This is a genomic window from Puniceibacterium confluentis (genome assembly GCF_007923445.1).
Taxonomy (GTDB): domain Bacteria; phylum Pseudomonadota; class Alphaproteobacteria; order Rhodobacterales; family Rhodobacteraceae; genus Puniceibacterium; species Puniceibacterium confluentis.
This window is the reverse complement of the sequence record NZ_VOJI01000003.1, coordinates 1-25,509: the sequence shown is the minus strand read 5'-3', so window position 1 is coordinate 25,509 and position 25,509 is coordinate 1. Positions and strand designations below refer to the sequence as shown.

Sequence of the window (25,509 nt, the reverse complement as noted above, 5' to 3'; positions counted from 1 at the left end):
TTTCTGAAAATTCTTGCGCCCTTGGCTGCCGGCGGCCCGGCAATGTGTCAGGCGACATGTGCCACCTCCATGTCATGTGCTCCACCCAACATCAGCCCGATCTGCTCGATGTCCAGTTCTCCCACCGGCCGGATCGGCGACAGGCGCCCCTCGTTCAGCGCGCCGAACCGTTCCGAAACTTCCATCAGTTCGTCCAGGTCCTGGCTGATCACGATGATTGCTGCGCCTTGCGCGGCCAGATCCAGCAGCGCCTGGCGGATTGCTGCGGCCGCGGCGGCATCGACTCCCCAGGTCGGCTGGTTCACCACGAGCACATCGGGGCGCTGGAGGATCTCGCGTCCGATGACGAATTTCTGCAGGTTGCCGCCTGACAGCGCACCTGCTGCGGTTCCCGGCGACGGTGTGCGCACGTCGAACCGCGAGATCACGGTCTCGGCAAAGCTGCGGGCCTTGCCCCAGTTCACAAACCCTCCGGTCACCAGATCTTCGCGCCGGGCTGCTGTCAGAACCCCGTTCTCGATCAGGCTCATCGCCGGCGCTGCAGCATGGCCCAACCGTTCCTCGGGCGCTGAGAGCAGGCCTGCATCGCGGCGCGCCATCGGGCCGCTTCGGCTGACGTCCTCGTCTTTCAGGACAACGGACCCGGGTGCCGAAAGACGTTCGCCCGAAAGCGCCGCCAGCAGTTCGTCCTGACCGTTGCCCGCCACCCCGCCAAGTCCCAGAATCTCGCCGGCCTTGACGCTGAACGAAATGCCCCGCAGCGGTGTGCCAAAAGCGCCCGGAGCGGGCAGCGAAAGATCATTCACATCCAGCAGGACGGCGCCGACGCTGTGCGCGCGCGGCACGGGGGCGGCAAAGGATGTGCCGACCATGAGCTCTCCGAGTTCCCTGGCGGTGGATTCGGCCGGGGTGCAGGTTGCCACCTTTTTGCCCAGCCGCAGGATCGTCGCATGGTCACACAGCGCCCGGATCTCTTCCAGTTTGTGGGAAATATAGAGGATTGCCGTGCCTTCGGACGTCAGTTTGCGCAGGGTGGCAAACAGGATCTCGACCTCCTGCGGCGTCAGCACCGAGGTCGGCTCGTCCATGATGAACAGCCGGGGCTTCTGCAGCAGGCAACGGATGATCTCGACCCTCTGGCGTTCGCCCGCCGACAAGGTGCCGACCACGCGGAACGGGTCGAGCGGCAAGCCGTAGGCTTCGGACACGTCACGGATCTGCTGCGCCAGATCGCGGGTTTTCGGCGGGTTTTCCATGCCGAGCGCGACATTCTCGGCCACCGACAGCGCCTCGAACAGCGAGAAATGCTGGAACACCATCGACACGCCGGACGCCCGTGCCGCCTTGGGTTCCGCCGGATCATAGGGCGCGCCCGCCAGTGTCATCGCGCCGCGATCCGGTTTGACCAGGCCATAGATCATCTTGACCAGCGTCGATTTCCCGGCGCCGTTTTCGCCCAGAAGCGCATGGATCTCGCCCACCCGGATGTCAAAGGACACGTCGTCATTGGCGACGACACCCGGATAGGCCTTGGTCAGGCCCCGGAGGCTGAGGAGTGTGTCTGCCACGTTGCACCAATCCTGTCTGTTTCAAGGCTGAGTATCTGGGCCGCCACGCCGACGGCAATGGCGTGTGGATGTTTGCCAAGCGATTTGCGCCCGATCGGACAGCATATGCGCGCGATTTCGGCGTCCGAATGGCCGAGGCTGCGCAGCCGGGTCCGGAACCTTGCCCATTTGGTATCCGATCCGATGAGCCCGGCAAACCCGAAGCCGTGCCCGAGAAGCGCATGGCACAGGCTCAGGTCGATCTCATGGCTGTAGGTCAGTATCAGGTGCCGGGCCTCGCGCGGCGCAATTGCGACGGCCCGGGCGGGGTCCGCGGTGGGCAGGATGCGGACATTTTCGGGCGGCGCCTCCGGAAATCGCTCGGGGGCGGTATCGACCCAGGTGATGGACAGATCGGGCAGCGGAGAGAGCACATCGACCAGCGCACGGCCCACATGCCCGGCGCCCCAGATCCAGAGCGGCTGGTCCCGGGTCGTCAGCGGCTCGATCATCCAGTTCTGCAGCAGTTGCGGGCGCGGGACATCGCCCCGTGCCCGGGCACGGTCCAGCAGGCGCTGCACGGCCAACGGCCGCAGGCCCGGGCCGCGCGCGATCACCGGCTGGCCACCGAGCGCAGCCACGCTGTCGCTGTCAAAATGCTCGGTCAGCAAGGTGACTGAGCCGCCGCAACATTGCCCCAGATCCGGACCGAGGGCATGTTTGCTCAGCCCGGGTCGGATCAGGGCCTCTGCTGCCGCACGGTATTCCAGCGCGCCGCCACCAATGGTGCCGGACTGGCCCCCCTCCCAGACCAGCATCGCGGCGCCGACCTCGCGGGGGGACGAACCGGCGACCGCCGCGATGACCACCCGCGCGACGCGACCATGCTGCGCCACGGCGCGTTGAAGGGCGGCGAGGTCAAAGCTCATGGCGACCACCCTGGGCTGCCCGAGTGGACCACATCGCAATCCGTTGTTGGCTCTCACTCACCATTGCGAACCCCCTGAATGGCCGCCAGCACCCGTTCGGGCGTCGCCGGGGCGTCGAGTGCCGGATAGCTGCTGCCACAGCTTGCAATTGCGTTCGACAGCGCCATCAGCACGGAAATGCCCAGCATGAACGGCGGCTCGCCGACGGCTTTTGAGCGATACACCGTGTCTTCCCGGTTGCGCCCGTCCCAAAGGGCGACATTGAACACCACGGGGCGGTCTGAACAGGCGGGAATCTTGTAGGTCGATGGCGCATGTGTGCGCAGGGCGCCATCCTCGTCCCAGACCAGCTCTTCGGTTGTCAGCCAGCCGGCGCCCTGGACGAAACCGCCCTCGACCTGACCGATGTCCAGCGCCGGATTCAGAGACGTGCCCGCATCATGCAGGATGTCCGTGCGCAGGATGCGATACTCGCCGGTCAGGGTGTCGACAACCACCTCCGAGCAGGCGGCGCCATAAGCAAAATAGAAAAACGGCCGCCCCTGGCCGCGGATCCGGTCCCACTCGAGCTTGGGTGTCTTGTAGAACCCGGTGGCCGACAGGCTGACCCGTCCCTCGTAACAAAGCTTTGCGGCCTCGGCAAAGGGGATGCGATTGCCGCCGACATGCACGCAGCCATCGGCAAACCGCACGTCCCGGGGCTCGTCCTGATGCAGGTGCGCCAGATGCGCGGCCATGCGGTCGCGGATGGTGTCACAGGCGGCCTGCACCGCCATGCCGTTGAGATCGGATCCGGACGAGGCGGCGGTGGCCGAGGTGTTGGGCACCTTGGCGGTGTCGGTGGCGGTGATCTTCACCGCCTGCATGTCGACGCCAAACCGGGCGGCGGCAACCTGGGCGACCTTCTGGAACAGGCCCTGTCCCATCTCGGTGCCGCCGTGGTTCATCTGGATCGACCCGTCCTGATAAACATGCACCAGCGCGCCGGCCTGATTGAGATGGGTCAGGGTGAAGGATATGCCGAATTTCACCGGCGTCAGCGCCAGACCCCGCTTGAGCACGGGGTTGGCGGCATTCCACTCTGCCAGCGCCGCGCGGCGGGCCGCGTAATCGCAGGACTCCTCGAGGGCGGCGGTCATCTCGTGCAGGATGAAATCCTCGACCGGCTGTCCATAGGGCGTGGTTTGCACGCCGGAGGGTGCAGGCACGGGCCGACCCTCGGGGGTGGCCCCCACCGCACCGCGCGAGGTGAGATCGGTCCCGGCCGCCTGCGTCTGCGGGGCCGCAATATCTTCGCGGGCGGGGCGCGGCTCTGCCGCGCGGGGGGCAGACGGCCCCCCTGCGGCGGCGGCGGCATAATAATTCGCCCGCCGCACCGCCAGCGGGTCCAGCCCGAGCCGATGGGCGACGTGGTCCATCACCCGCTCGATCCCCAGCATGCCCTGTGGTCCGCCAAAGCCGCGAAAGGCGGTGGCGCTCTGGGTATTGGTGCGCAGCCGGTGGCTTTCGATCCGCGCGTGTTCCAGATGATAGGCGTTGTCGGCATGCAGCATGGCGCGGTCGGCAACCGGGATCGACAGATCCTGCGCCCAACCGCAGCGGGTCATCTGCACGAACTCGACCCCCGCCAGCCGCCCGGAGTCGTCAAAGCCCACACGATAGTCGATGCGGAAATCATGGCGCTTTCCGGTGATGATCATGTCGTCATCCCGGTCATATCGCATCTTGCAGGGTTTGCCGGTCAGCCGGGCGGCCACTGCGCAGGCCACCGCCAGTGCGTTGCCCTGGCTTTCCTTGCCGCCAAATCCGCCACCCATGCGCCGGGTTTCCACCCGCACCCCATGCATCGGCAGGCCAAGCGCCTCGGCCACCTTGTGCTGGATCTCGGTCGGATGCTGGGTCGAGCTGTGCACCAGCATGTCGCCATCCTCGCTCGGCAGGACCAGTGCGGCCTGGCCTTCGAGGTAGAAATGCTCCTGCCCTCCCATTTCGATGGTGCCTTCGAGCATATGCGGCGCGGCATCAATTGCCTCGCCGGCATCGCCCTTCTGCCAGATGCGCGGAGCCTCCTCGAACCGGCTGTCGGCCTCCATCGCGTCCTGATAGCTGAGGATCGCGTCGCGCTTCCGATAGGTGATCTTCGCCAGCTTTGCCGCCTTGCGCGCCGCGAGATGGCTGGTGGCGATGACCAGAAACACGGGCTGTCCGAGATAGTGGATCGTGCTGCCCGACAGCAACGGTTCGTCATGCACCGAAGGGGAGACATCGTTGGCAAAGGGCAGGTCGCGGGCTTCGAGCACCGCCACCACCCCGGGGGCGGACCGCACCGCTGCAAGGTCGAGTTCGGTGATGCGGCCCGCAGCGATGGCCGCCGTGCCAAAGGCCAGGTGCAGGGTGCCCGTCGGGGTGGGGATGTCGTCGACATATCGTGCGGCGCCGGTGACGTGCAGCCGGGCGGCATCGTGGGCAAGCGGCTTGGCGACGGTCATAGCCCCGCCTCCGCGCGCAGCGGTGGCAGACGGTGCGACGTGAGGAACCGCCCGCGCACATTTCGCAACCGCCTCTGCGGCAGCGGGCGGGGCACCGGGGTCTGTCTCTCAGGGCTCATGGCGCCACCTCCAGCACAGAGACCTGGCCGCCAAGATCTTCGATCATGTAGCGGGTCAGCATGTTGCGCGCGGCGGTGAGCCGGTAATCGGCACTGGCACGCATATCCGACAGCGGCTGAAAGTCCTGCTCCCAGCTATCCCAGGCGGCGGCGATGGTGTCATCGCTCCAGGGTTGTCCGGTGAGGGCGGCCTCGACATGTGCCGCGCGCTTCGGCGTCGCGGCCATGCCGCCAAAGGCGATGCGGGCGGCGGTGACGATGCCGTCGTCCACCGTCAGGCTGAAGGCGCCGCAGACGGCGGAAATGTCCTGATCGAAGCGTTTGGAAAGCTTGTAGACCCGCAGGCGGTCGGGCTGGTGCGGGATCGTCACCGCCTCGACGAATTCGCCCGGGGCGCGGTCCTGTTTGCCGTAGGACAGGAAAAACGCTTCGATCGGCATGGCACGGGACTGGTCGCCGTGGCGCAGATGCAGGGTTGCACCCAGGGCGATCAGCGCCGGGGGATTGTCGCCGATGGGCGAGCCGTTGGCGATGTTGCCGCCAAGGGTGGCTGCGGCGCGGACCTGGGCCGAACCGTAGCGCCGGATCATTTCGGCGTAGGACGGGTGGCGCTGGCGCATTTCCGCCAGCACCCGGTCCATCGTGACCCCCGCACCGATGCGCAGTCCCGAATCGGTTTCGCTCATCTGCTGCAGGTCCCTGCAGCGATTCAGGAAGATTGTTTTCGGCAGGTCCCGCAGCCCTTTGGTCACCCAGAGCCCCACATCCGTGGCGCCGGCGACAAGGGTGGCATCCGGCGATGCGGCGTAAAGCGCGGCCAGCGCGTCAGCGGACTCGGGCGCCTGGCAGGGGTCGGCAGGATCCGCCGCAGAGGCGGTGACTGTCGGCACCAACATGTCGGCGCGGATCCATTCCGGCACCGGCGCGCTTTCGGCGGCGCGGGCCGCGCGGATGATCGGCGCGTAGCCGGTGCAGCGGCAGAGATTGCCCGCCAGCGCGTCGTCGTGACCGGTATCGCCGTTGGCATGGGCGGTGGCCATCGAGACCACAAAGCCCGGGGTGCAGAACCCGCACTGTGATCCATGCAGGTCGATCATCGCCTGCTGTACGGGGTGCAGGCTGCCATCCGGTGCGGCAATGCCTTCGACCGTGCGGATGGCGCGGCCATGCAGTTGCGGCAGCAATAGGATACAGGCGTTGAGCGCGCGCGCGCCGGTCGCATCGGTGACCATCACCGTGCAGGCGCCGCAGTCGCCTTCGTTGCAGCCTTCCTTGGTGCCGGTGAGGCCACGGCTTTCGCGCAGCCAGTCGAGCAGGGTGACCGTCGGTGCGACGTCCCGCAACTCCACGCTCTCTCCGTTCAGAAGAAAGGTGATATCCATTTTGAAAAACCTGCCGCCTTACCTGAATTGACCCCTGACTGCGCGCCCCCGATGCGGCGTAGAAGATGCGCGGGTCCGTGTTGTTACGAGGATCAGGCTAGGCGGGGAAAAACCTGTTTGGCAAGGAAAAAGTGCAGTCCGCCCCGCCGGGGGTCTGGCGGGCGCCCGATTTTCGGGCTGGGCTCAGAGGGTGCGGGCAAGGGTGTCCAACTGATCCGCGACAGTGCCCCATCCTTCATGGAAGCCCATGTCTTCATGCTGTTTTCTGGCTTCAGCCGAGGCGTGCAGCACCAGGGCGCGGTAGGCGGTGCCGGAGTTTTCCAGTGCGCCGGGATGTCGCCGGCCCCAGCGCGCTGCGATGTGATGCGCCGCGCCAAGCGCCTCGTCACTGCCCTGCGGCACCGCCGCGACAGGCCCTTCAGGGGGCATGGAAACCGGCGGATGACGCCGCTCTGCGCGCGGTGGGAAGCGGTGAGGCCCGCCACCGGCGTCCGGGGTTCCGGTTGCCAGCCGTGCCGCATCTTCGCCCTTCCCCCTCTGCGCGACGGCACATAAAGTGGCGGAATGAACAAAACTCCCCGATTCATCCACCTGCGCACCCATACCGAATATTCCTTGCTGGAAGGGGCGGTGCGGCTGAAAAAGCTGCCCGCCCTGTGCGAGTCGATGGGCATGCCGGCAGTGGCGGTCACCGACACCAACAACCTGTTTGCCGCGCTGGAATTTTCGGTCACGGCTGCCGGTGCGGGGGTGCAGCCGATCATCGGCTGCCAGGTCGATCTGCAATACGTCACGCCCGCCCCGGGCGAACGGCCGCGCGATCCCGCCGGGCTGGTTCTGCTGGCGCAGAACGAACGGGGCTACGAGAACCTGATGAAGCTGAACTCGTGTCTCTATCTGCGCGGTGACGGGCAGGTGGCACATGTGACGCCGGGCGATCTCGACACCCATGGCGAGGGGCTGATCTGCCTCAGCGGCGGGCCAGAGGGGCCGGTGGGACAGCTGCTGCAACAGGGCCAGCGCGGAGCGGCCGAAGCGCTGATGCGGCAACTGCACGGGATCTTCGGCGATCGGCTGTATGTCGAATTGCAACGCCATCCGGGCGAGAATGGCCTGCCCGAGAGCGAGCGTGCCTCGGAGCGCGGCTTTGTCGAGATGGCCTATGCGATCGGTCTGCCCCTGGTGGCAACCAACGACGTCTACTTTCCGAAATCGGCCATGTACGAGGCGCATGATGCGCTGATCTGTATCGCCGAGGGCGCCTATGTCGATCAGCAAGAGGCGCGTCGCCGACTGACGCCGCAGCATTATTTCAAGTCGCCGCAGGAAATGGCGACGCTGTTTGCCGATCTGCCCGAGGCGCTGGAAAACACGGTCGAGATCGCGCGGCGCTGCGCCTTCATGGCCTACCGGCGCGACCCGATCCTGCCGAAATTCGCCGACGACGAGGTGGTCGAGTTGCGGCGTCAGGCCAAGGCGGGGCTGGTCGAGCGGCTCAAGGTGATCCCGCACGCCGCGCCGGTCGAAGACTATGACAAGCGGCTGGAATTCGAGCTTGGAATCATCGAGGGCATGGGGTTTCCCGGCTACTTCCTGATCGTCGCCGACTTCATCAAATGGGCCAAGGACCATGACATTCCGGTCGGCCCGGGCAGGGGGTCGGGCGCGGGCAGCCTCGTGGCCTATGCGTTGACCATCACCGATCTCGATCCCCTGCGCTATTCGCTGCTGTTCGAGCGGTTTCTCAATCCCGAGCGTGTCAGCATGCCGGATTTCGACATCGACTTTTGCATGGACCGCCGCGAAGAGGTGATCCGCTACGTGCAGGACCGTTATGGCCGCGACAAGGTGGGTCAGATCATCACCTTCGGGGCCCTGCTGTCCAAGGCCGCGGTGCGTGACATCGGGCGCGTGTTGCAGATGCCCTATGGCCAGGTGGACCGCCTGTCGAAGATGATCCCGGTTGAGGGCGTCAAGCCGGTCAGCATCGAAAAGGCGCTGGCAGACGAGCCGCGGCTGCGCGAAGAGGCCCGCGCCGAAGAGGTGGTCGCCCGTCTGCTGGAATATGGCCAGCAAGTCGAGGGGCTGCTGCGCAATGCCTCGACCCACGCCGCCGGGGTGGTGATCGGCGACCGGCCGCTGGATGCGCTGGTGCCGCTGTACCAGGATCCGCGCAGCGACATGCCTGCGACCCAGTTCAACATGAAGTGGGTCGAACAGGCCGGGTTGGTGAAGTTCGACTTTCTGGGTCTCAAGACCCTGACAGTGATCCAGAACGCCGTGGACCTGATCAAGAAGTCCGGGCGGCACCTGCACATCGCCGCGGATGGCACCGAGTTGTATCAGCCACCCGAGCTGGCGGTGGATGATATCGGTGCGATCCCGCTGGACGATGAGGCGTCCTACAAACTTTACGCCGCAGCCAGGACCGTGGCGGTGTTCCAGGTGGAATCCAGCGGCATGATGGATGCCCTGAAGCGGATGAAACCGACCTGCATCGAGGATATCGTTGCCCTTGTGGCGCTGTACCGCCCCGGCCCGATGGAAAACATTCCGACCTATTGCGAGGTCAAGAACGGTCTCAGGGAACTGGAATCGGTCCATCCGCTGATCGACCATATCCTGGCCGAAACCCAGGGCATCATCGTCTACCAGGAACAGGTGATGCAGATCGCCCAGGAAATGGCGGGCTACAGCCTTGGCGGCGCCGACCTGTTGCGCCGTGCGATGGGCAAGAAGATCAAGGAGGCGATGGACGCCGAACGCCCCAAGTTCGAAACGGGCGCCAAGGCCAACGGCGTGGAGCCGAAAAAGGCGCGCGAAGTCTTTGACCTTCTTGAGAAGTTCGCCAACTACGGTTTCAACAAGTCGCACGCGGCCGCCTATGCGGTGGTCAGCTATCAGACTGCCTGGCTCAAGGCCAACCACCCGGTCGAATTCATGGCCGGGGTGATGAACTGCGACATACACCTGACCGATAAGCTGGCGGTGTATTTCGAAGAGGTGAAAAAGGGACTGGGCCTGGCCTATGTGCCGCCCTGCGTGAACCGGAGCCAGGCGACCTTTGACGTCGCCGACGGGGCCCTGGTCTATGCGCTCGGCGCGCTGAAGAATGTCGGGACCGATGCGATGCGGCTGGTGGTCGAGGGGCGCGGTGACAAGCCGTTTGTGACGCTGTTCGACGTGGCGCGGCGGGTCGATCTGAAACGCGTCGGCAAACGACCGCTGGAAATGCTGGCGCGTGCCGGGGCCTTCGATCAGCTTGATCCGAACCGGCGCCGTGTCTTCGATTCACTCGAAGCACTGGTGGGCTATTCGGCGGCGATCCACGACCAGAAGAACTCGAACCAGGTATCGTTGTTCGGCGAAGCCGGCGATGACCTGCCCGAGCCGCGCCTGAGCCCGGTGAATGACTGGATGCCCGCCGAGCGGCTGTCCGAAGAGTTCAAGGCGATCGGCTTTTATCTCTCGGGGCATCCGCTGGACGATTACATGGCGCCGCTGAAACGCAAGGGTGTGCTGACGCTGGACCAGTTGCTGGACAAGGTTCAGGGCGGTGCCTGTATTGCCAAACTGGCCGGTGTTGTCGCCGGGCGGCAGGAGCGAAAGTCGGCGCGCGGCAACCGCTTTGCCTTTGCTCAGCTCAGCGACACCACCGGCGCCTACGAGGTGACGCTGTTTTCCGAAACGCTGGAGAAGACGCGCGACTTCCTCGAGACCGGGGCCAAGGTGGTGGTCACGGTCGAGGCCACGCTGGAAAGTGATCAACTCAAGCTTCTGGGAAGGTCCGTGGCGCCAATCGACGTGGCGGTGGCGGATGCCGGCTCGGCCGGTATGCTGATCCATGTCGACAGCATTTCGGCCTTTGCCAGCATCGCGACGGTGCTGAACCGCGCGGCCGAACAATTGCCGAAGGCGGGGCGAGGGCCGGTGCGGCTGTGCCTGTCGGATGCCGGCCTGCCCGGCGAAGTCGAGATCGATCTCAACCAGGACTTCCCGGTCACCCCCGAGATCAAGGGCGCGATCAAGTCACTGGGCGGTATCCTCGCGGTCGAGGAATTCTGACACCGGGCGTTTCCGGTCGCCGAGGCAAGGCGCCGTCAGTAATGCGGCGGCTTTTCGTCGCCAAGAATGATGCCGCCGGTCATTTCCGCCTCGCGGCCCGCTTCGCGCTGCATCAGCATCGCCACCTGACGGGTCAGGCGGGCTATCTCGCTGTCCTGCCGGGCGACAGTGTCGCTGAGATCGTCAACGGCGCGGATGAGATGCGCGAGGCGTTCTTCCAGGGCGGTGGTGTCGGGGGTGTCTGGCATGGGGTTCTCCGGGGCTGTTGCGGGCATAGTCTGTCCGCTTGCGGGCCGCAATGCCAGCAGCGGGTCCGCGCGCCGGGGTCGGCTTGCCCATTGCAGTTGCAGCCGTTACATGGGCGGCGCAGCAATGCCGGATTGGAACGGATCATGATGACACCCCAGCAGGCGGCCCGTCGTGGCGCAGATCGCAGGTGCGCAATCGACCCGGGGCACCCTTGTCCCGTGTCACGGCCGACGCTGGTGTCGTCATGAACGTGGCGCAGCAGCGTGCCGAGGCCGGGCGGTTGCGCGCGGCATTCGAGGCGGCGGGCGGGCAGCCGGTGGAATGTTCCATTCTTCAGCCGGCCGGCGTCTTTCTGGACCTCTACGGCGAGGACATCCGTGCCCGTGCCTATGTCACCCAGGACCCCGGCCGGGGCGAACAGATGCTGCGCCCGGACTTTACCCTGCCGGTGGTGCAGATGCATATGCGCAACGGCGCCGACACCGCCCGTTACACCTATTCAGGCGAAGTGTTCCGACGTCAGGAAGACCACCCCGAGCGGGCCTCGGAGTACCTTCAGGTTGGCTACGAAGTGTTTGACGGCAGCGATCCCGCGGCCGCGGATGCCGAGGTCTTTGCATTGTTCTCGGAGGTGCTGCGCCCCTACGGCCTGCGCGCCGCCACCGGCGACATGGGCATCCTTCTGGCGGCGGTACAGGGGCTTGAGACATCCGAACGGCGGCGCGCGGCGCTGTTGCGGCACATCTGGCGGCCCAAACGGTTTCGCGCCCTGATCGACCGGTTCTCTGGCCGTGCGGCGGTGCCGCCGACACGGTCCGCGCTTCTGGCCAGTGCCGACCCGATGGCAGAGGCGGGGCCGATGATCGGACTGCGCAGTCAGGACGAGATCGCGGCGCGCATCGAAGCGCTGCGCGCCGATGCCGCCGAGCCGCCGCTGAGTGAGGCGCAGGTCGCGCTGATTGATGCGATCCTGGCGGTGCGCGAAACCTGCGTCTTTGCGCTGGAACATCTGCGCGATATCGCCGTGGACCTGCCGACCATCGGCGCCGCCGTCGAACAGTTCGCGCAGCGTTGCGAGGCGATGTATCAGCGCGGGGTCGATGTCGCGAACCTTGATTTCGAGGCGGCCTACGGGCGCACGTCGATGGAATATTATGACGGTTTCGTCTTTGGATTTTATCCCGAGGCGCGCCCGGACCTTCCTGCCGTGGCGACCGGGGGGCGGTATGACGCCCTGACCCGGCAGCTGGGCAGTGGTGCGTCGATCCCGGCGGTGGGGGGTGTGATCCGCCCCGACATCCTGGTGGCGCTGGAGACAGAGCAATGAGCATCAAGCTGGGCGTGCCGTCCAAGGGGCGGCTGATGGAAAAGACGTTCGAGTGGTTCGCTCAGCACGGCATCACGCTGAGCCGCACCGGTTCCGAGCGCGAATACGCCGGGGCCGTGACCGGGATCGAGGGCATCGACCTCGTGCTGCTCTCTGCCGGAGAGATCCCGCGTGAACTGGCGGCAGGCCGCATCCATCTGGGCGTGACCGGCACGGATCTGGTCCGCGAAAAGCTGGTGCAATGGGAGCAGAAGGTCGAGGAAGTGCGGACGCTGGGGTTTGGCTATGCCGATCTGATCGTCGCGGTGCCGCAGGCCTGGGTCGATGTCGATACACTCGACGATCTGGACGCGGCGGCTGCGGCGTTTCGGGCCGAACACGGTTTTCGACTGCGGATCGCGACCAAATACCACCGGCTGACCCGGGATTATCTGCGCTTTGGCGGTGTGGCGGATTATCAGCTTGTGGACAGTCAGGGCGCAACCGAGGGCACCGTGAAGAACCTGACCGCCGAGGCGATTGCCGACATCACATCAAGTGGCGAAACCCTGCGTGCCAATCACCTGAAGATCCTGAGCGAAGCACCGGTGCTGCGCAGTCAGGCAACGCTGTTCCGCAGCCGGGCCGCCGCGCGGGATGCCGAAACTCAGCGCATCATGAGTGCCCTCTACGACGCTTTGGGGCTGGATGTGCGCAATCGGGTTGCCGAAGCATAGCGCCCCTGTCGGTCGCGCGGTGTTCAAGGCGGGGGCGGTCACGGACCTGCGCTGGCTACCTTTGCTCTGCCCCGTCCCGCAGCCGTGGCCTGGGTCCTAGCAGGTTTTTCGTTGGCCGCAACGCGCGGTCGGGGCACCCGGAAACTGCTTCGGAAAGGCCGGGAATGCCGTCCTGCCCCTGCGGCAACGGTTGCAATACAGTGGAATTCTGCGCCTATTCAGGTCAGAAACATAATAGACGAACTGGGAGATGATGATGATGAAAACAGTCACAGGTGCACTCGCGCTTTCTCTGACCGCAGGCGCGGCTTTCGCAAATTGTGAAGAGGTGCGGTTTTCGGATGTCGGCTGGACCGACATCACCGCCACCACGGCGGCCACGTCGGTTTTGCTGCAAGCTCTGGGTTACACCACCGATACCAAACTGTTGTCGGTGCCTGTCACCTACACGTCGATGGCGGCGGGCGATATTGATGTCTTCCTCGGCAACTGGATGCCGACGATGGAGGCCGACATCGCTCCCTACCGCGAAGCGGGAACCGTGGACACCGTGCGCGCCAATCTCGAGGGGGCCAAGTACACGCTTGCGACCAACGCGGCAGGTGCTGCGCTGGGCATCACTGATTTCGCCAAGATCGCCGAATTCAAGGATGCGCTGGGCGGGGACATCTACGGGATCGAGCCCGGCAATGACGGAAACCGGCTGATTCTCGACATGATCGACGCCGACGCCTTCGGGCTGAAGGGTTTCGACGTCAAGGAAAGCTCTGAACAGGGGATGCTGGCGCAGGTATCGCGGCTTTCGGGCAAGGACGAGCCGATCGTGTTCCTGGCCTGGGAACCGCATCCGATGAATGCCAATTATGACCTGACCTATCTCACCGGCGGCGATGATTATTTCGGTCCCGACCTTGGGGGCGCGACGGTGTTCACCAACACCCGCGCGGGCTATGCCACCGAATGCCCCAACGTGGGGACGCTGCTCAACAACCTGGCGTTCACGCTCGCGATGGAGAACGAGATCATGGGCGCGATCCTTGATGACGGGATCGACCCCGACGTGGCGGCGACGACCTGGATCAAGGCCAACTATGACGCGGTGATTCCGGTCTGGCTGGATGGTGTCACCACCATGGATGGCGGTGATGCGATGGCGGCCGCGCAGGAAGCGTTCGGCAGCTGATCTTTGACGTCGGGGGCGGCACCGGTGCCGCCCCTTTCCCTTCAGGGAGCGCTGCCTTTGGCCCGGATCCTGCGACCAATACCAGGCACATTTGAAGGACGCACCGGGCGGGCGGATCCGGCACGGCAATGGCGGTCGAGGCGAAGGTGTACGAGCCTTTCGCTCCATCCGTCGGTACGTGGCTGGCGGATGCGGCGGACAACCTGTGCGACCGGCCCGACCCCTTTTGCGGCTGGCCGGGCGTGAGCCGTCCGCCGCCAGGGGGCGCTGTGCGACCCGCTGACTCAGCACTGCGCGACCCGCTGTTTCAGCGCTGCGCGGCGGCGGTGGCAGAAGCGCGGCGCTTTCGCCGTCCGGTGGCGGCGATGCCGGTGCAATCGGTTTCGCCAGTGCATCGCTGGCGCGAGGCTTTTGTGGCAGTCGTCGCGTATCTCGGCTCCGGGCCGGATTGGCGCGCACACGCCTGCAGGACGGAACCGCGCCCCGGCCGTGTTTGCCCGGGGCGGGCACGGGATGAGACTCGGTTTCTGAATGATCTGGACACAGAGGAAAGGTAGGACGCGGGCATGATTTGGCTGAGCGACAACAAGATCCCCATCGGGGACTGGGCCGAAGCTGCCTTTGGCTGGCTTCAGACCAACGGCGGCTGGTTCTTTGACGGCATGGCCGTGGCGATGGAGACGCTGATCGAGGCCATTCTCTGGTGCCTGCAGACCCCGCCGGAATCGCTGGTGATCGCCGCTTTCGTGGCGCTGACCTGGGTGATCCAGCGTGGCTGGAAGTTGCCGCTGTTCATCGGGCTGGGTTTCCTGTTCATCGTCAATCAGGGCTATTGGGAAGAGACCACAGAGAGCCTGACGCTGGTGTTGTCCGCCTGTGTGGTCTGCATGGGCATCGGGGTCCCGATCGGTATCGCGGCGGCGCACCGTCCGCGGCTCTACGCCTGGATGCGGCCGGTCCTGGATCTGATGCAGACGTTGCCGACCTTTGTTTATCTGATCCCGGCGATTGTGTTTTTCGGCATCGGTATGGTGCCGGGCCTGATCGCCACGGTGATCTTTGTGGTGCCGGCGCCGATCCGGCTGACCCATCTCGGGATCTCGGGCACGCCGACTGCGCTGCTCGAGGCGGCAGAGTCGTTCGGCGCCACGCCGAGCCAGACGCTGTGGCAGATCGAGCTGCCCTATGCACTGCCGCAGATCATGGCGGGTCTGAACCAGACCATCATGCTGTCGCTGTCGATGGTGGTGATCGCGGCGCTGGTGGGCGCTGACGGGTTGGGGGTGCCGGTCGTGCGGGCGCTGAACCGGGTGGATACCGGGCTCGGCTTTGAAAGCGGCTTTGTGATCGTTGTGGTGGCCATCATGCTGGACCGGATGCTGCGGGTGGGTGACAAATGAAAAAGGCAGTCATTTTCGACAAGGTCTGCATCATGTTCGGCAGCGCGCCGCAAAAGGCGCTGCCGCTGGCGGATCAGGGCAAGTCACGCTCGGAAATCCAGGCCGAGACCGACCAGGTGCTGGGCGTGCACAACTGCTCGCTTGATGTCGACGAGGGCGAGATCCTTGTCCTCATGGGGCTGTCGGGGTCGGGAAAGTCGACGCTTCTGCGGTCGGTGAACGGGCTCAACCCGGTGGTCCGGGGCTCGGTTTCTGTGAATGACGGTGGCGAAATGGTGGACGTCGCCCAGTGCAACGCCAAGACGCTGCGTCATATCCGGCAAAGCCGCGTGGCGATGGTCTTCCAGCAATTCGGCCTGCTTCCCTGGCGCACGGTGGCGGAAAATGTCGGCTTTGGCCTGGAACTGGCCGGGGTGCCCGAGGGAGAGCGCACCACCCGGGTAGAGGCGCAGCTGGCGCTGGTCGGCCTGTCGGAACGCGCGGACGCCAAGGTGGCGGAACTGTCGGGCGGGATGCAACAGCGGGTCGGGCTTGCGCGGGCCTTTGCCACAGAGGCGCCGATCCTGCTGATGGACGAGCCGTTCTCGGCGCTCGACCCGCTGATCCGTACCCGGCTTCAGGATGAGTTGCTGGAGCTTCAGGCACGTCTGAAGCGCACAATCATCTTTGTCAGTCACGATCTGGACGAGGCCTTCAAACTGGGAGGGCGGATCGCGATCATGGAGGGCGGGCGGATCGTGCAATGTGGGACGCCGCGCGAGATTTTCAGCAACCCGGCCTCGGATTACGTTGCCGATTTTGTTGCCAACATGAACCCGCTCGGAGTGCTGACCGCCCGTGACGTTATGGTGCCGGGGGAAGGCGAGGGCGGCGGCGTCCATGCCGAGATGCCGGTGCGCGACGTGATGCTTCGTCTGCGCGAGCAGCCGCGCCTTTCGGTGGAAAGTCTGGGTCAGCGCATAGGCGTGGTGACAGCGCAAAGTATTGTCGACAGGCTTAGCGTGTAGCCCGACAATTTTCGTGCGAAAATTGTCGGGGAAAATCTTCTGGCGAAGATTTTGCGCCCCGGTGCAGCGGCGGGGCCTCCCTTCTGAATGCGCCTTGGCAGCGGTGCCAGACACGCCATGTATCGCAGGATCCGACACCGGAAGACGCTGGCTGCGCTGGCGTCGCCAGCCACCGAACCTGTCACGTTGCTGAACCGGCGTGGCATCCCGGAAAAACGGCGGACCCGGACGGCCGTCCGTCCAGGCCCGCAACAGTCGATCCGGGGTTATTCAGCCGCAATCTTGTCCTGGGTTCTGCTGTCGAAGTCAGACGCGGCGTGGCGTTCGTGCAGCTGGGTTTCCGGTTCGCCAAAAGTGCGGTTCACCATGCGGCCGCGCTGCACAGCCGGGCGGGCGTCGATCTTTTTCGCCCAGGCCATGACATTGCCATAGCTTTCCACGTCCAGAAATTCCGCTGCCGAATAGAGGCGGCCCAGCACCAGCTGGCCGTACCAGGACCAGATCGCCATGTCGGCGATGGTGTAGTCGTCGCCCGCAACGAAGGGCGCTTCGGCAAGGCGTTTGTCGAGCACGTCGAGCTGACGCTTCGCCTCCATCGCGAAACGGTTGATCGGGTATTCCCATTTCTCGGGCGCATAGGCGTAGAAATGGCCGAAGCCGCCGCCGAGATAGGGGGCACCGCCCATCTGCCAGAACAGCCAGGACAGCATTTCGGCGCGATTTTCCGGCTTGCCGAGGAAGGCCCCGAATTTTTCGGCGAGGTGCAGCAGGATCGCACCGGATTCAAAGATTCGGACCGGCGTGTCGCCGCTGCGGTCCAGCAAGGCAGGGATCTTGGAATTCGGATTGACGCTCACAAAACCGCTCGCGAACTGGTCACCGTCGCCGATCCGGATCAGCCAGGCGTCGTATTCGGCGGCGGTATGGCCGGCAGCCAGCAATTCCTCGAACATCACGGTGACCTTGACGCCGTTGGGCGTGGCCATGGAATACAGCTGGAAGGGATGCTGCCCGATCGGCATGTCCTTGTCATGGGTCGGACCGGAGACCGGGCGGTTGATGTTGGCGAAGGTGCCCCCCGACTCGGCGTCGTGGGTCCAGACTTTCGGTGGGGTGTAGCTGTCGGTCATCGGCTGGTCCTATCAGTGCGGAATATGTCTGGTCCTACAGTTAAGCGCTTGAGACCGGATTGCCAGAGGCGGCGGTCGGCCCGGCCTGCTCGCCGCCCCTGCCTCGACCCCGGCGACCGAGGGTTGGCGGGCTTTGGGGAGAATCGGGGAACAGCCTGTATTCACGTTGAAATCCGGCGGAACGCTGCGCTTTTGCGGGCGTTTGCGGCGGCGGTATCTGCCGACCGGTCCCGTGTGGTTGCCCGACGTATCCAGGGTGTGCACAACCGGTGTGCGACACTGCACAGCCCGGGCGTCAGAGCACGCCGATATCGGCGAGCGCCCCCGCCAGTTCGGGCGGCAGGGCATCTTCGGATTCGCGGCGGCCCGACAGGTCCGCCGGCGCATCTTCGGGAGCAAGGTAGCGCCAGCCCTGAAACGGGCGTTTCTGCGCCGGGCTGGTGCGGATCAGAGTCGGGTCCAGCACGATGGCACAGCGGCGCACGCCGTCGGCGCCGGCATGGTCCTCCAGCCGCAGGATGCGCTGGCGACACTGGACGAGGCCCTTGACCACCCAGTAGATCGAGCCGCCGTTGAGAATCTCGGCGGCGCGCTTGGGCCACATCCGTGTGACATGCCTGGGCAGACCGTCCGGACCCTGCGCCCGGGCAGAGGATTGCCAGGCCATCAGATCTTCGACCGACTCGGTGCCGACGCTGAGCTTCAAAATATGTGTTACGTTTTCCACAGATTCTTTCCCGATCCACGCAGATATTGTAGACTGCTGGTCCGCAGCTTCAAGCTGTTGTGCATTTTTGCGCCTATCCCCGTTGTGTAGCGGAAACGTTCTGCGCTATCTAAGCCGCCTGCCAAACCACATCAGCCTTTAGGGAATCGCCTCATGACCCGCTTTGCCGCCCCCATCGCCGAACAGATCTGGGACATGAAATACCGCCTGAAAGAGGCCGACGACACCCCCATTGATGCCTCGGTCGAAGACACCTGGCGCCGGATCGCCCGCGCGCTGTCGCGCGTCGAGGCCGAGCCCGCGGTCTGGGAGGAAAAGTTCTATACCGCGCTGGAGGACTTCAAATATCTGCCCGCCGGCCGGATCATTGCCGGCGCCGGGACCGAGCGGGCGGTGACGCTGTTCAACTGCTTTGTGATGGGCACGATCCCCGACAGCATGGGCGGTATTTTCGAGATGCTGCGTGAGGCGGCGCTGACCATGCAGCAGGGGGGTGGCATCGGTTATGACTTCTCCACGATCCGGCCCAAGGGGGCAGGGGTCAAGGGCGTGGCGGCGGATGCCTCCGGCCCGCTGTCCTTCATGGATGTCTGGGACGCCATGTGCCGCACGATCATGTCCGCCGGGTCGCGCCGGGGGGCGATGATGGCGACGATGCGCTGCGACCACCCGGATGTGCTGGATTTCATCGCCGCCAAGGCTGACAGCGCCCGGTTGCGCATGTTCAACCTCAGCGTGCTGGTCACCGATCCCTTCATGGAGGCGGTCAAGGCCGACGGCGCCTGGGATCTGGTGTTCGACGGCGTGGTGTTCCGCACCGTGCAGGCGCGCGACCTGTGGAACCGCATCATGCGCGCGACCTATGACTATGCCGAGCCCGGCGTGATCTTCATTGACCGGATCAATCAGGCCAACAATCTCTCGTACGTCGAACAGATCGCCGCCACCAACCCCTGCGGCGAGCAGCCCCTGCCGCCCTACGGCGCCTGCCTGCTGGGGTCGATCAACATGGCCCGTCTCGTGACCGACCCGTTCGGCGAGGCGGCTGGTCTTGACGAGGCCGCGCTGGACGATCTGGTCGCTCTGGCGGTGCGGATGATGGACAACGTGGTGGATGCGTCGAAATTCCCGCTGCCGCAGCAGGCCGCCGAGGCCGCCGCCAAGCGCCGGATTGGCCTGGGCGTCACCGGTCTTGCCGATGCGCTGTTGATGGTCGGTCTGCGCTATGGCTCCGAGGAGGCGGCGCGCCGGACCGAGGACTGGTTGCACCGGATCGCCCGCGCCGCGTACCTCGCGTCGGTGCAATTGGCAAAGGAGAAGGGCGCCTTCCCGCTGTTCGACGCCGACAAGTACCTTCAGTCCGGCACCATGCGGGCGATGGACGCGGATGTGCGCGACGCCATCCGCACCCACGGCATCCGCAACGCGTTGCTGACCTCGATCGCCCCCACCGGCACAATCTCGCTCTACGCCGGCAACGTGTCCTCGGGGATCGAGCCGGTGTTCGCCTATGCCTACACCCGCAAGGTGCTGCAGAAGGACGGCACCCGGACCGAGGAGGAGGTTGTCGACTACGCCGTCCGGATGTGGCGCGAAAAATTCGGCGACCGGGAACTGCCGGAGTATTTTGTGAACGCCCAGACGCTGGCGCCGCTGGATCATGTGCGGATGCAGGCGGCCGCGCAGAAATGGGTCGATTCCTCGATCTCCAAGACGATCAACTGCCCCGAGGACATCTCGTTCGAGGATTTCAAGGAGGTCTATCTTTCGGCCTGGGATTCCGGATGCAAGGGCTGCACCACCTATCGGCCGAATGACGTGACGGGGTCGGTGTTGTCGGTGTCGGAGGAAACGAAGGGGAAGCAGCATTCGACGTTTGGTGAGGCGCTTCGGGCAAGAATCGCCTCTACCGGGATGAAAGTCGCCGAAATTTCCAGTCAATCTGGGGTATCGCGCGATGTCATCAATAAGTTGCTGGCGCGAGACGGAAGTTCCACGAGCGCCGAGAACGCGCTTGCATTAGCCAAGGTTTTCGGAACTGACGTTGAAGGGATGCTTCGCGGATCCGACGCCCCGGAAGTCGTCGCCACCTCCGACGCCGAACCCCAGACCCCCCACGGCGACGTGATCTACATGTCCGAGCCGCTGGACCGGCCGCAGCAGCTCGAGGGCAACACCTACAAGCTGCGCTGGCCCGACAGCGAACATGCGATCTACCTCACGATCAACGACATCATCGTCGGCGGCCGCAGGCGGCCCTTCGAGGTCTTCATCAACTCCAAGAACATGGAGCACTTTGCCTGGACCGTGGCGCTGACCCGGATGATCTCGGCAGTGTTCCGCCGCGGCGGCGATGTGTCCTTTGTGGTCGAGGAGTTGAAGGCCGTCTTCGACCCGCGCGGCGGTGCCTGGGTCAAGGGCAAGTACATTCCGTCGATCCTCGCGGCCATCGGCGGCGTGATCGAACAACACATGATCGCCACCGGGTTTCTGGAAGGCGAAGGCATGGGGCTGAAATCCGACCCCAAGGCCCAGGTGGTCGGCCTGGACCTGCCCCGCGGCAAAGCCTGCCCTTCCTGCGGTCAATTCGACCTGAGGATGGTCGAAGGCTGCATGACCTGCGGCAGCTGCGGCCACTCGAAGTGTAGTGGGTAACGGGCGTGGTCTATAGTCATGTTGTCGGACACATGAAATAATGTCCATTCGCGCTGTTTTTTTGACCTCTCGACGCAGATCAAATGTCCAGCGGACGCGCTGTTTGTGGAGATTTCCTTTTTAATCAACGGCTTGCGTTCCGTCTTCAGCTTGGTTGATTGGGTGCGGCCTGGAGATGGTTCGCACCCATGGACTACTTGATCTTGACCGATTTTTGTTCGCTGTATGTTCCCATGGTTCCGGAACCTTTCAACTCACGTCTTTCAGGCCTGACCAGGCCGAAAGCACTGCCGCAGCACCAGCGCTGCGTCTTGAAAGGACTCCACCATGACCGGTGCCACAACCAAGATCCCCTTCTGCGCAGCTCGGCCGCTCGACGACATCCTGCTTCTGTCTGAACTCCAGAACCGGTTTACACAGAAGCTGCGCGAAATCCGTATGGAGCTGAACCACCGCAAATCAGAAGGGCTGAACGCCGAGAACTTTCGTACCGTGATCACTGCCGCCGATACCGCAAAGATCAAGCGTCGCGCTGTGCGGTATCGCGAGCGTTTGCGCAGTCAGAGCGGAGCGGGGCATCTGCCGCAACGTGATGAGGTGATGCTTCCCCCGCTGCGAGACGGATTGCCCGTCGCACGGATCATGACCGAACATGGAGCGGACGAAATTGCGGCGGCACTCCACGAAGAGATGCCTTGGATGGCTCCAGCGACGGAAGTCGTCTGGAACGGCCTGAAGGCGTCTGCCCGCGATGGTTTGCCGGGCCTGAGGTTTCACCCGCTCGTATTGGTCGGGCCGCCCGGTATTGGCAAGAGCTTCTGGGCACGACGTCTCGCGCATCATCTCGACGTACCTACCACGTCCATCGATGCCACCGGAGAGCCTGCGGCGTTCTCCCTGGTCGGGTCGCAGCGTGGCTGGAGCACCGCGAACCCGGGAAAGCTGATGCAGACTGCGCTGCGGGAACAGCACGCCGGGCCAATCGTGATCATTGATGAACTGGAGAAGGCCGGAAATGTTCAGTCAGCTCAGGGATCGCGCCATACTCTGACCGATGCATTGCTGCCGCTCCTGGAGCGAATGACGGCCGCAACCTGGGAGTGTCCCTACTTTCAAGTCCGGTTTGACATGTCTTGGGTCAACTGGGTCATGACGGCCAACAGGCGCCAGGGATTGCCTGCACCATTGCTCAGTCGCTGCGTCGTGCTCGATCTGCCAGAGCTGACAACATGGCAGTTGCGGGGCTTTGTCGAAACACAGGGCGGGAAACGGGGTCTGTCGCGAGTGGCAATCGATGCTGTTTCAGACGCTATCCAACTGACGGTTTCGGGCGGTCGCAAGCCGAGCTTACGGACTGTCAGCCGCATGTTAGAGAGCGCTGAACTACTCGCGCAGAGACCGGTGCTGCATTGATGCCCGTGGCGTCCGAAACGCGCCAGGGCGTTGGCGGGAACATGCCTTTGCACTTGACGCTGCACGGTCTAAACTTATCGCTTCGCAAGATTTCGAAGGCCCTACAGGTCCGAATAAATCCGTCATTGGATCTCCGTGGACCCAATGTTGCCATCCACGATTTAACACCCTCGGACGTCTTGATCATTGCGCAGGTTCTAGAGGATTGGGGAGCCACTACTCCGAGATAGAGCGTGCCTAACAACAGCTTGGTGTATCGATAAAACGGTAGGTGACACCCTAGGAGCCAGATCGCCGCGATTCCCCGCGTCTCCGACCGACACTGAGGACTGGGCGGAATGCTGAGGTTCGCCGTGGGCGGAAACGCGCCCTTGACCCACCGCGGAAGCAGACACTCCGCCAGACCTTCACGGCCGGCGCTGCCATGATCGACCCTGAGGGCGGAATCCGGTCATTCGCGGCAAGAGCAAACCCGCCAAGTGCCCCAGGTAGAAGCCGACATTCGGCCAGCAGCCAGCAAGTTTCGGGCTCTAATCGAAGGTGGGTGGATTTCGGTCACTCGCTGCCGTTGCAAATAGAACTGGCAATACCAAGCGGCCTGAAATTCTTCGGCAGAACAACCGGAGCCGGACGGGCGTTGCCCAAGCGCACCACTTGGCTGCTTTAGACCCTTCCAGTCGGAAGAACAAAGGTTCTTGGCCCAGACCTCGTTCTGCGCCTCACATGGCGCGAGCGCAAGTTGCGGTCTGATGCTTACAAAGCTCGCCGGGGTTGGCCGCGCACTGCAGAATTGCGGCGTCGCCCTGGCCCAATTTCAGCGCACGCCGGTTTGAACACGGGGGCGGATGAGCCATCTTAAGGCGCCGCCGCGCCCAAGTTCGCGTCAAATGTCGCGGCGGTTTCGCGCAGGATGTCGATGAATGCGGTGATCATGCTGGAGACCGCCTGAATATCGGGCTGGGCGACCACGTAGGTATGATCCAGTCGCGGCTCGAAGGGCCGGGTCACCACGCCGTTCTGGCGCCAAGGATGCGCGGCGAAGGGCTCTATCAAACCGACCGCAAGGTTTTCCGCGATGAGCGCATAGCCGGTGTGCGAGCTCTGCGTGGCGATATCGCTGCTGAACCGGACGCCCGAGTTCTCCAGCACCGCGGTTGTGGCATCCCAATCCACCTCTCCCTCGGGCAGGATGCGCAGGACATTTTCGCCCTCGAGGTCCTGCGGCACGATCACGTCCTTTCCCGACAGAGGATGCGAGGCATGCATGGAGCAAACATGAGGCACCCGCAGGAAAGTCTCTTGCGTCAGCCCTGGCAGGTCGGGGAAGGCGTGGGTGATTCCCAGGCTGGCCTGATGCGTCTGCAACCTGAGCGCGATCTGGGTATATGAGGCAGATTCAAGTTGAAATGCGACATTTGCGTGCAGTTTGCGAAAGCGGGAAATCGCCTTTGGTACGATACTCGTCGACAATGCGGGCGTCGCATAGACCTTCAGCGAGGTCGGCGAACGATCGCGAAGTTGCTGGGCGGAATGCTCCAGCTCGTCGATTCCGATAAAGAACCTGTCAACCGCCGAATAGAATTGCGTCGCCTCGGGCGTCGGATGCAGCCGCCCCTTGCTCCGCTCGAACAGCTTGAAACCCAAATGATATTCCAGATCCGTGATCAATCGGCTGACGGCGGGCTGGGTTACGGACATGAGTTTTGCCGCCTGCGCAGTGGTCCCGGCCTGCATCACGTATCGAAAGGCCTCGACCTGCCGGTGCTTCATGTCCTGACCTCTGATCTATAAGGTTTATGCATAGAGCTATGCCGCAAAATGACTTTACTGCAACAGTTCCGTGACCAAGAAACGTGCCCAATGTTACGTCAAGGAAGGACGCAGGGTGCATCAACCAAGGATTCTTGTCGCCGGTTACGGCGCATGGGCGAAGGCGGAAAACAACCCGGCAGCACAAGTTGTGGAAGAGCTGGGCAAGCGCAGCTGGACCGGATGCGAAGTGATCGGCCATGTGATGCCGGTCAACAGCAACGATCTTCCGGCGAGCATCGACGCGCTGCTCGACGCGCACCGCCCGGATGCCTGGGTCGGCATGGGCGTGTCGGAAGCGGCGATCATCCAGACCGAAATGGTCGGCATCAACTGGCGGCACTTCGACGTACCTGATAGCTCCGGTGCGCAGGTCGACCTGTCGCCGATCGTGCCCGGCGGGCCGGTGGCCTATGGCGCCACCCTGCCGCATGCCGAGATGATGGCTGCCGTCACCGCCGCGGGCATCCCGGCGGCGGTGTCGTTCCACGCCGGAACGCATCTGTGCAACCAGATGCTCTACACCACCGCTCACGCGATCCAGAAGCGCGGCCTGCCGACGCTCACCGGGTTCATCCATGTGCCGCAGACCCCCGGCAATGTCGCCGAGATGGGGGGGCGCAAACGGCAGACAGCCTCCATGAGCCTTGCCATGACAACCGATGCCATCGCGATCTGCATCGACACGCTCGCGACCGCACTGACAGCCCGACAAACCGAGACCGTTTGAGCAGGAGACCGACATGCCCGAGACCACCCCAACACAAGCGCCGCTGCTGTCCGTCCGCGACCTGAGTGTCGAGTTCGGCGACGTATCCTCGGCCACCCGCGTGGTCGACGGCGTGTCCTTCGATCTCGATCACAACCGCACGCTTGCCATTGTCGGCGAGTCCGGGTCCGGCAAGTCCATCACCTCGTTGGCGATACTCGGGTTGCTGAAACATCTGGGCGGTCGCGTTGCCGGGGGCGAGTTGCTGTTTCAGAGCGACGTTCTCGGGCGGCAGGTCAATCTGGGCAATCTGTCCGAGCGCGAGTTGCGCAAGGTGCGCGGCAACGAGATCGCGATGATCTTTCAGGAGCCGATGACCTCGCTCAACCCGGTCTATACCATCGGGTCGCAGATGGGCGAAACGCTGGCCCTGCACCAGGATCTGTCTCGGGGGGCGGCGCGGCGCAAGGCGCTCGAGTTTCTCGACGTGGTCCGTCTGCCCAATGCCAAGCGGCTGCTCGACAACTACCCGCACCAGCTTTCTGGTGGCATGCGCCAGCGGGTGATGATCGCCATTGACCTTCCCCCCGGTATCCGGGCCATTGCGAACTGGAATTTTCCACCTTTGAATGGACGAAGGAGGAAGACCCATG

Annotated in this window: 19 protein-coding genes and 1 pseudogene; 11 read left to right on the top strand and 9 right to left on the bottom strand. The window is 64.2% G+C overall.

All coding sequences use genetic code 11. The features are described 5' to 3' along the window. Positions 1–47: 47 nt before the first annotated feature. The 5 genes from FOY53_RS04415 to FOY53_RS24040 all read right to left on the bottom strand — a co-directional run bounded on the left by FOY53_RS04415 (position 48) and on the right by FOY53_RS24040 (position 6,895). Complete coding sequence (locus FOY53_RS04415) at positions 48–1,568, bottom strand: ABC transporter ATP-binding protein (RefSeq protein ID WP_146586144.1); 1,521 nt, start codon at positions 1,566–1,568, stop codon at positions 48–50. Next, positions 1,535–2,476, bottom strand: a complete 942-nt coding sequence (gene xdhC / locus FOY53_RS04410) for a xanthine dehydrogenase accessory protein XdhC (protein ID WP_146586142.1) — start codon at positions 2,474–2,476, stop codon at positions 1,535–1,537. The genes FOY53_RS04415 and xdhC overlap by 34 nt, the downstream gene beginning before the upstream one ends. 53 nt (positions 2,477–2,529) lie before the next feature. Then, entirely contained in the window at positions 2,530–4,965 is a 2,436-nt protein-coding gene (gene xdhB / locus FOY53_RS04405) for a xanthine dehydrogenase molybdopterin binding subunit (protein WP_146586140.1), read from the bottom strand. A gap of 115 nt (positions 4,966–5,080) precedes the next feature. Then, positions 5,081–6,466 (bottom strand): xanthine dehydrogenase small subunit, encoded by a 1,386-nt coding sequence (xdhA, locus tag FOY53_RS04400; protein ID WP_146586138.1) that lies wholly within the window; start codon positions 6,464–6,466, stop codon positions 5,081–5,083. A 183-nt stretch (positions 6,467–6,649) separates the two neighbouring features. Then, entirely contained in the window at positions 6,650–6,895 is a 246-nt protein-coding gene (locus FOY53_RS24040) for an SRPBCC family protein (RefSeq protein ID WP_186766504.1), read from the bottom strand. Between the two features lie 135 nt (positions 6,896–7,030). Here FOY53_RS24040 and dnaE point away from each other — a divergent pair, with 135 nt between their 5' ends. After that, a complete protein-coding gene (gene dnaE, locus FOY53_RS04390) occupies positions 7,031–10,531 on the top strand; it encodes a DNA polymerase III subunit alpha (RefSeq protein WP_146586136.1) in 3,501 nt (1,166 codons plus the stop codon). 35 nt (positions 10,532–10,566) lie between these two features. Here dnaE and FOY53_RS04385 read toward each other — a convergent pair whose 3' ends face one another. Next, entirely contained in the window at positions 10,567–10,779 is a 213-nt protein-coding gene (locus tag FOY53_RS04385; RefSeq protein ID WP_146586134.1) for a SlyX family protein, read from the bottom strand. A gap of 245 nt (positions 10,780–11,024) precedes the next feature. Between FOY53_RS04385 and FOY53_RS04380 the strand changes: the two genes are divergently transcribed. From FOY53_RS04380 to choV, 6 genes and pseudogenes are all read left to right on the top strand, one after another. Further along, on the top strand, positions 11,025–12,107 hold the full coding sequence (locus FOY53_RS04380; RefSeq protein ID WP_146586642.1) for an ATP phosphoribosyltransferase regulatory subunit: 1,083 nt from the start codon (positions 11,025–11,027) through the stop codon (positions 12,105–12,107). Beyond that, complete coding sequence (gene hisG, locus FOY53_RS04375) at positions 12,104–12,823, top strand: ATP phosphoribosyltransferase (RefSeq protein ID WP_146586132.1); 720 nt, start codon at positions 12,104–12,106, stop codon at positions 12,821–12,823. Before FOY53_RS04380 ends, hisG begins: the two co-directional genes overlap by 4 nt. 253 nt (positions 12,824–13,076) lie before the next feature. Next, positions 13,077–14,006, top strand: coding sequence for a choline ABC transporter substrate-binding protein (gene choX, locus FOY53_RS04370; RefSeq protein ID WP_146586129.1), 930 nt, complete (start codon positions 13,077–13,079; stop codon positions 14,004–14,006). Positions 14,007–14,125: 119 nt separating this feature from the next. Beyond that, positions 14,126–14,563 (top strand): annotated as a pseudogene (locus FOY53_RS24180) (DUF6946 family protein); the annotation flags it as partial. Positions 14,564–14,572: 9 nt separating this feature from the next. Next, complete coding sequence (choW, locus tag FOY53_RS04365) at positions 14,573–15,406, top strand: choline ABC transporter permease subunit (RefSeq protein ID WP_146586127.1); 834 nt, start codon at positions 14,573–14,575, stop codon at positions 15,404–15,406. Beyond that, on the top strand, positions 15,403–16,413 hold the full coding sequence (choV, locus tag FOY53_RS04360) for a choline ABC transporter ATP-binding protein (RefSeq protein WP_146586125.1): 1,011 nt from the start codon (positions 15,403–15,405) through the stop codon (positions 16,411–16,413). The genes choW and choV overlap by 4 nt, the downstream gene beginning before the upstream one ends. Before the next feature lie 266 nt (positions 16,414–16,679). On the opposite strand, the gene yghU is transcribed toward choV, so the two are convergent. Together yghU and FOY53_RS04350 are read right to left on the bottom strand one after the other, a co-directional pair. Further along, the gene (gene yghU, locus FOY53_RS04355) at positions 16,680–17,543 is read right to left on the bottom strand and encodes a glutathione-dependent disulfide-bond oxidoreductase (RefSeq protein WP_146586123.1); all 864 of its coding nucleotides are present in this window, start codon (positions 17,541–17,543) and stop codon (positions 16,680–16,682) included. A gap of 295 nt (positions 17,544–17,838) precedes the next feature. Continuing rightward, complete coding sequence (locus tag FOY53_RS04350; protein ID WP_146586121.1) at positions 17,839–18,270, bottom strand: DUF1489 family protein; 432 nt, start codon at positions 18,268–18,270, stop codon at positions 17,839–17,841. Positions 18,271–18,423: 153 nt separating this feature from the next. On the opposite strand from FOY53_RS04350, the gene FOY53_RS04345 reads away from it, so the two are divergent. Further along, positions 18,424–20,925, top strand: a complete 2,502-nt coding sequence (locus FOY53_RS04345; RefSeq protein ID WP_146586119.1) for an adenosylcobalamin-dependent ribonucleoside-diphosphate reductase — start codon at positions 18,424–18,426, stop codon at positions 20,923–20,925. 327 nt (positions 20,926–21,252) lie between these two features. Beyond that, positions 21,253–22,338: an AAA family ATPase gene (locus FOY53_RS04340; protein ID WP_146586117.1), complete on the top strand. Its 1,086-nt coding sequence runs from the start codon at positions 21,253–21,255 to the stop codon at positions 22,336–22,338. Positions 22,339–23,193: 855 nt separating this feature from the next. Here the strand turns inward: FOY53_RS04340 and FOY53_RS04335 are convergent. Next, positions 23,194–24,108 carry a LysR family transcriptional regulator gene (locus FOY53_RS04335; RefSeq protein WP_146586115.1) on the bottom strand — a complete coding sequence of 305 codons (915 nt, stop codon included), beginning with the start codon at positions 24,106–24,108 and terminating at the stop codon, positions 23,194–23,196. Between the two features lie 70 nt (positions 24,109–24,178). Here FOY53_RS04335 and FOY53_RS04330 point away from each other — a divergent pair, with 70 nt between their 5' ends. Both FOY53_RS04330 and FOY53_RS04325 read left to right on the top strand, forming a co-directional pair. After that, positions 24,179–24,877, top strand: coding sequence for a pyroglutamyl-peptidase I (locus tag FOY53_RS04330; protein ID WP_146586114.1), 699 nt, complete (start codon positions 24,179–24,181; stop codon positions 24,875–24,877). A gap of 13 nt (positions 24,878–24,890) precedes the next feature. Next, the coding region (locus tag FOY53_RS04325) for an ATP-binding cassette domain-containing protein (protein WP_146586112.1) at positions 24,891–25,509 on the top strand (619 nt) is incomplete at its 3' end.